8 protein-coding genes are annotated in these 6,411 nt (G+C 71.4%); 4 read left to right on the top strand and 4 right to left on the bottom strand.

Annotated elements, in window-relative coordinates:
* Nucleotides 1-278: 278 nt before the first annotated feature.
* A complete protein-coding gene (locus FB457_RS16185; RefSeq protein ID WP_145782240.1) occupies nt 279-917 on the bottom strand; it encodes a DNA-3-methyladenine glycosylase in 639 nt (212 codons plus the stop codon).
* A 50-nt stretch (nt 918-967) separates the two neighbouring features.
* On the opposite strand from FB457_RS16185, the gene FB457_RS16180 reads away from it, so the two are divergent.
* The 3 genes from FB457_RS16180 to FB457_RS16170 all read left to right on the top strand — a co-directional run bounded on the left by FB457_RS16180 (nt 968) and on the right by FB457_RS16170 (nt 3,025).
* Entirely contained in the window at nt 968-1,750 is a 783-nt protein-coding gene (locus FB457_RS16180) for a sporulation protein (RefSeq protein ID WP_047015017.1), read from the top strand.
* Between the two features lie 126 nt (nt 1,751-1,876).
* Nucleotides 1,877-2,416: a YbhB/YbcL family Raf kinase inhibitor-like protein gene (locus FB457_RS16175; RefSeq protein ID WP_145782238.1), complete on the top strand. Its 540-nt coding sequence runs from the start codon at nt 1,877-1,879 to the stop codon at nt 2,414-2,416.
* Between the two features lie 81 nt (nt 2,417-2,497).
* Nucleotides 2,498-3,025, top strand: a complete 528-nt coding sequence (locus tag FB457_RS16170) for an HNH endonuclease (RefSeq protein WP_047015019.1) — start codon at nt 2,498-2,500, stop codon at nt 3,023-3,025.
* A gap of 111 nt (nt 3,026-3,136) precedes the next feature.
* Here FB457_RS16170 and FB457_RS16165 read toward each other — a convergent pair whose 3' ends face one another.
* The 3 genes from FB457_RS16165 to FB457_RS16155 all read right to left on the bottom strand — a co-directional run bounded on the left by FB457_RS16165 (nt 3,137) and on the right by FB457_RS16155 (nt 5,497).
* Entirely contained in the window at nt 3,137-4,099 is a 963-nt protein-coding gene (locus FB457_RS16165) for an SPFH domain-containing protein (RefSeq protein ID WP_047015020.1), read from the bottom strand.
* An 82-nt stretch (nt 4,100-4,181) separates the two neighbouring features.
* Nucleotides 4,182-4,562 carry an NfeD family protein gene (locus FB457_RS16160; protein ID WP_047019791.1) on the bottom strand — a complete coding sequence of 127 codons (381 nt, stop codon included), beginning with the start codon at nt 4,560-4,562 and terminating at the stop codon, nt 4,182-4,184.
* Nucleotides 4,563-4,699: 137 nt separating this feature from the next.
* Nucleotides 4,700-5,497: an ABC transporter ATP-binding protein gene (locus tag FB457_RS16155; RefSeq protein WP_047015021.1), complete on the bottom strand. Its 798-nt coding sequence runs from the start codon at nt 5,495-5,497 to the stop codon at nt 4,700-4,702.
* 115 nt (nt 5,498-5,612) lie between these two features.
* Here FB457_RS16155 and FB457_RS16150 point away from each other — a divergent pair, with 115 nt between their 5' ends.
* Nucleotides 5,613-6,410: a hypothetical protein gene (locus FB457_RS16150; protein ID WP_047015022.1), complete on the top strand. Its 798-nt coding sequence runs from the start codon at nt 5,613-5,615 to the stop codon at nt 6,408-6,410.
* The last annotated feature ends 1 nt before the right edge of the window (nt 6,411 follow it).

Here is a 6,411-nt window from a genome sequence, read left to right as displayed (position 1 = left end):
TTGGCATCGATTACTTGGCACACTGTTGAGTTCTCAAAGAACGGACACTACCTTCAAAACCCTTCCGGGCCTCTCCGGGCGTTTCCCTTCGGTGTTCCACCACTGTAGCGAAGACTTCTCTCCGCTCCAAAACCGGGTCCCGGGAGTCGCAGCCGAAGCGCGACAAGAGAGAACTCAGGTTTACGAAAGATCGTATGGAGGGTGGCATCCGCATCAGAGCATGCGAGACACCAGGCCACTTACGGCTCTCTCTACAGTACGTACCCGCCCCGCCCGCGTCAAGCTCCTGCGGCCTTCGGGCGGCGGCGTGGCTCGTGGGCGCGGTACGGGCTGACCGTCGGGTCGTCGGCGATCCAGTAGCGCCACGGGTGGTGGGCTCCGTCGCCGCCGACGCCGGTGCGGGGGCCGGTGCGGATGCGAGTGTGGTCGGCAGGGGTGCCGGCCAGGAGTTCCAGGGGGGTGCCCGGGGTGCAGGCGTCGGTGCCGTTGAGGCTTCTGTCGACGTCGAGGGCGGTGGCGAGGCGGGCGGGGCCCTGGGCCAGCTCGCGGTCTTTGCGGGCCTTGGGGCGGTGCTTGCGGGCCAGCTCGGTGCCCTCCGTCACCTCGCCGGCGCGCAGGAGGACGGCGCTCGCGGCACCCTCCTCGCCGCAGACCACGTTCATGCAGTGCCACATGCCGTAGGTGAAGTAGACGTAGATGTGCCCCGCGGGGCCGAACATCACGGCGTTGCGGTCCGTACGCCCTCGGTAGGCGTGGGATCCGGGGTCCTGCTCCCCCGCGTACGCCTCGACCTCCGTGAGTCGCAGCGAGATCGTCCCGGCGGCGGTGCGGCGCAGTAGTGTTCGGCCCAGCAAGTCCGGCGCCACCGCCAGCACGGGCCGACGGAAGAACGAGCGGTCGAGTGGAGTACGGGGCATGTCGGGTGAGCGTAGTTGAGCAGACCTACAGGGGAGCAGGGGAGTCCGCGATGGGGTTCAAGAAGCTTTTCGCCAGCCTGGGGGCCGGCGGCGCGTCCGTGGAGACGGTGCTGAACGACGCGAACGTCGTGCCCGGCGGTGTGGTGCAGGGCGAGGTCCGCATCGAGGGCGGGTCCGTGGCCCAGGAAGTCGAAGGGCTGTCCGTCGGGCTGCAGGCGCGCGTCGAGGTGGAGAGCGGCGACAACGAGTACAAGCAGGACATCGAGTTCCACCGGCAGCGGCTCGGCGGCGCCTTCGAGATCCAGCCGAACGCCGTGCACAACGTGTCGTTCAGCCTGGACGTCCCCTGGGAGACGCCGGTGACGTCCGTCATGGGGCAGCGGCTGCCGGGGATGAACGTGGGGGTGACGACCGAGCTGGAGATCGCCCGGGCGGTGGACTCGCTGGACCTCGACCCGATCTCCGTGCACCCGCTGCCCGCGCAGCAGGCGATCCTCGACGCCTTCGGCGGGCTGGGCTTCCGCTTCAAGAGCGCGGACCTGGAGCGCGGGCACATCCGCGGCACCCGGCAGCGGCTGCCGTTCTACCAGGAGATCGAGTTCTACGCGCCGCAGCAGTACCGCGGGCTGACGGCCGTGGAGCTGACGTTCCTCGCCGACGGGCACCAGATGGACGTCGTGCTGGAGATGGACAAGAAGCCGGGGCTGTTCACGGACGGCGGCGACTCGTTCCGGATGTTCCAGGTGGGGCTCACCGACTTCCAGCAGACGGACTGGTCCGCGTACCTGAACCAGTGGATCTCCGAGGTCGGGTCGCGGCGCAACTGGTTCTGAGCCGCACGTCGTGTGGCGGCGGCGTCCCGGCCGCTGCTCGTTAGGCTGACCGCCGTGGCGGGTACCGCGTGTCCGCGTACCCGCCACGCCGTGTCCTTGCGTCACAGCCACCCGGAGGTATCTCACGTGCCCGAGCAGAACCGGCCGCCGCTGCCCCACGACTTCCATCCCGCGGTGCCGTCGTTCACCGTCACCAGCGACGACGTGCGGGAGGGCGCCCCTCTGCCCGACGCGCAGATCGGGGCGAAGGGCAACACCTCGCCGCAGTTGCGCTGGTCGGGGTTCCCGGAGGGGACGAAGAGCTTCGCCGTCACCTGCTACGACCCGGACGCGCCGACCGGCAGCGGGTTCTGGCACTGGTCGGTGTTCGACATCCCGCCGTCGGTGACGGAGCTGCCCGCGGGCGCGGGCACCGGCGACATGGCCGGGCTGCCGCAGGGTGCGGTGACCGTACGGAACGATGCCGGGACCCACGACTTCACGGGGGCGGCCCCGCCGCCCGGTGACGGTGAGCACCGGTACGTGTTCACGGTGTACGCGGTGGACCAGGAGAAGCTGGGTCCCGACGCGTCGGCGACGCCGGCCGTCGTGGGCTTCAACCTCCGCTTCCACACCCTCGCGAGGGCGCAGCTCATCGGCACCCACGAGGAGCCCGCGGCGGGCTGAAATTGCGTTGTCGCGGCCGATCTCCCGGGGCAGAGTGGAGCCACCTCGCCGCTCGGCGGGGCCTGTCGGGAGGTGACCGGGATGCGCGAGACGCTGGTGCTCAACGCGAGCTTCGAGCCGTTGTCGACGGTGTCGCTCCGCCGTGCGGTGGTGCTGGTGCTCCAGGACAAGGCCGTGGTCGAGCAGGCGCACTCCGGTATGCGGCTCCGGGCGGCGAGCGTGGAGCTGCCGGTGCCCCAGGTGATCCGGCTCTGCCGGTACGTGCGGGTGCCGTTCCGAAGACGCGCGCCGTGGTCGCGGCGGGGTGTGCTGGTGCGCGACCGGCACCGGTGCGCGTACTGCGGCCGGCGCGCGACGACCGTGGACCACGTCCTGCCGCGCTCGCTGGGCGGCGGGGACACCTGGCTGAACACGGTGGCGTCGTGCGCCGCGGACAACCACCGCAAGGCGGACCGGACGCCGGAGCAGGCGGGGATGCGGCTGCTGCGGCGGCCCTTCGAGCCGACGCCGGCGGACGCGCTGCTGCTGGCGCTGGGAGTGCGCGAGCAGGAGCAGTTGCCGGAGTGGCTGGTGCCGCCGGAGGGCCGCGAGGTGAGTGTCGCCGCGTGAGCTCCGGCGCGTGAGCGCCCCGTCCGCGCGGTACGGAGAAGAGCCCGCCCCCGGTCGTTGCGACGACCGGGGGCGGGCTCGTGTCGTAGGACGCGTCTGGGCGCCGCGGGTCTACTCCAGCGGGGGCTGCTCGCGGTAGGTGGGCGCCTTGCGGGTGCTCGTCTTGGGGGCGGCGCCGTCGCCGCCCCCGGTGGGCGAGGGGGGGCCGAAGTTGCCCAGGGCGCCGCCGAGTCCCTTGAGGGCGTCGCCGATCTCGCTGGGCACGATCCAGAGCTTGTTCGCGTCGCCCTCGGCGATCTTCGGCAGCATCTGCAGGTACTGGTACGACAGCAGCTTCTGGTCCGGGTCGCCGGCGTGGATGGACTCGAAGACCGTGCGGATGGCCTGCGCCTCGCCCTCGGCGCGCAGCGCCGCGGAGCGGGCCTCGCCCTCGGCCCGGAGGATCGCGGCCTGCTTCTCACCCTCGGCGGTGAGGATCTCGGACTGCCGGACGCCCTCCGCGGTGAGGATCGCGGCGCGCTTGTCGCGGTCGGCGCGCATCTGCTTCTCCATCGAGTCCTGGATGGAGGTGGGCGGCTCGATGGCCTTCAGCTCGACGCGGTTGACGCGGATGCCCCAGCGGCCGGTGGCCTCGTCGAGGACACCGCGCAGCGCGGCGTTGATCTCCTCACGGGAGGTGAGGGTGCGCTCCAGGTCCATGCCGCCGATGATGTTGCGCAGGGTGGTGACGGTGAGCTGCTCGATGGCCTGGATGTAGCTGGCGACCTCGTACGTGGCGGCGCGGGCGTCGGTGACCTGGTAGTAGATGACCGTGTCGATGTTCACCACCAGGTTGTCCTGGGTGATCACGGGTTGCGGTGGGAACGGCACGACTTGTTCGCGCAGGTCGACGCGGTTGCGGATGGTGTCGATGAACGGCACCACGATGTTGAGGCCGGCGTTGAGGGTGCGGGTGTAGCGGCCGAAGCGCTCCACGATGGCCGCACTGGCCTGCGGGATGACCTGGATCGTCTTGATGAGTGCGATGAAGACGAGCACCACCAGGATGATCAGGACGATGATGATCGGCTGCATGCTGCTCCCCGGTTAGTGATCCAATTGTGCGGCCCAGCCGCCGAGTGTGGCAGAACGGCCCTGCCCGTAAGGGCGCTTCCGGTCACATGACGACGGCGGTCGCACCGTCGATGTCCACAACATCGACCGTCCGGCCGGGCTCGTAAACCTCACCCGAGTCGAGCGCCCGGGCGCTCCACACCTCGCCGGCGAGCTTGATGCGCCCCCCTGTGCCGTCGACGCGCTCCAGCACCACCGCCTGTCTGCCCTTGAGGGCGTCGGTGCCCGTCGTCGCTCCGCCCTGGCCGCGATGGCGGCGCGCCACCGGCCGTACGGCGGCGATGAGGGCGGTCGAGACGACCGCGAAGACGATCACTTGCACGACCAGGCCGCCCCCCAGGCCGGCCGTCACCGCGGCGGCGACCGCGCCGACCGAGAACATGCCGAACTCCGGCATGGCGGTCAGCACCAGGGGAATGCCCATGCCCACGGCGGCGATCAGCCACCACACCCATGCATCCACAGGTCCAATGCTATTGCGGGGCAAGGGATTCGGGACAGATGCCCGAGGGCTGTGACCGGGAAGCTACGTCTGTCGTGGGCCGGTTGGCCGGGCGGGCGCTACGCCTTCGACATGGGGAGGCCCTGCGCGGTCCAGCGGTCGCCCGCGCGGTCGAGGACGAGCGGGAGGCCGAAGCAGAGCGAGAGGTTCCGCGAGGTCAGTTCGGCTTCGATCGGTCCGGCGGCGAGGACCTTGCCCTGACGGATCATCAGCACGTGCGTGAAGCCCGGAGGGATCTCCTCGACGTGGTGCGTCACCATGATCATCGAGGGCGCGTACGGGTCGCGGGCGAGCCGACCGAGGCGGCGTACGAGGTCCTCGCGGCCGCCGAGGTCGAGGCCGGCGGCGGGCTCGTCGAGGAGGAGCAGTTCGGGGTCGGTCATCATGGCTCGGGCGATCTGGGTGCGCTTGCGCTCGCCCTCGGAGAGGGTGCCGAATCTCCGGTCCAGGTACTCGCTCATGCCGAGGCGGTCGAGGAACGCCTTGGCGCGGTCCTCGTCGACGGCCTCGTAGCGCTCCTGCCAGGTGGCGGTCATGCCGTATGCGGCGGTGAGGACGGTCTGCAGGACGGTCTGGCTCTTGGGCAGCTTCTCGGAGAGCGCGGCGCTGGCCATGCCGATGCGGGGGCGGAGCTCGAAGACGTCGACACCGCCGAGTTTCTCGCCGAGGATCTGGACGGTGCCGGCGGACGGGAAGAGGTAGCTGGAGGCGATGTTCAACAGCGTGGTCTTACCCGCGCCGTTGGGGCCGAGGATGATCCACCGCTCGCCCTCCGCGACCGACCAGGAGACCTGTTCGACCAGAGCTCTGCCGTCGCGGACCACCGATACGTCCACCAGCTCCAGTACATCGCTCATGAGCGTGCCGTCTCCCCTTGCAGTGTCGGTCCTTCGTACGCGGTGCGCGCCTGCGACACCGCCCCAGGGCAAACCTACGCCACGCGATGTCGGACCCGGTCCGTAGGCTGGTGCCATGCTCGAAGAACCACGTTCAGGCCGGCTGGCGGCCTGGGGAAATGCCCTGCTTTCCGGGCACATCTCGCCCGACGAGGCCGCGGAGCGCATCGTCGCGGACGACGCCGGGCACCGGGTGGCGGGGCTGCCGGAGGAGGAGTCCGCGGAGGGAGTGGCCCTGACGATGGCGCTGGGGCGGCTGCGGGCGCTGGGCGCGAAGGGCCTGCGGGTGGCGCTGCCGGTGCCGGGGCATCCGCTGGGCCTGGCCGGGCCGCCGGAGTTCAACGCGCGGGCGCTGGACGCCGGCGAGGCGGTGCTGGCCACCGGGGGGCCGCCGCTGGGGCTGGTGCCGGAGGTCTGGTCGGTGGGTCCGGAGGGCGACGAGGTGGTCCGGGTGCGCTGGCGCTGCCTGCCGGTGCGGGACGCGCCGCCGGCGGACGTGCCGTCGCTGGGCGAGGCGGAGCGGGAGCTGGCGGAGGCGATGCGGGACGCCACGGAGGTGCTGTCGCGGCTGGACGTGGCGGGGTCCGGGCCGGTCGCGGAGGCGGCACTGGCGGCGTACCGGGCGCGGGCGGACCGCGGGCGCGAGGTGCTGGCGCCGGGGTATCCGCCGCGGGCGGTGCGGGTGCTGGAGCTGGCGCAGCGGGTGGGGGCGCTGGTGGAGATCGCCCGGGATCCCGGCGAGGGGCACGGGGCGGCGGTCAGCGCGGGGCAGATAGCGGCTCGCGGGGAGGCTTTGCGGCCGTTGGAGCGGACGGCGCGGCGGGCGCGGGTGGCGGCGTACAACGCGTTCGTGGAGGAGCTGGAGCGGGGCTGAC

Source organism: Streptomyces sp. CNZ287 (assembly GCF_007827615.1).
This window is presented reverse-complemented; position numbering and strand designations above follow the sequence as displayed.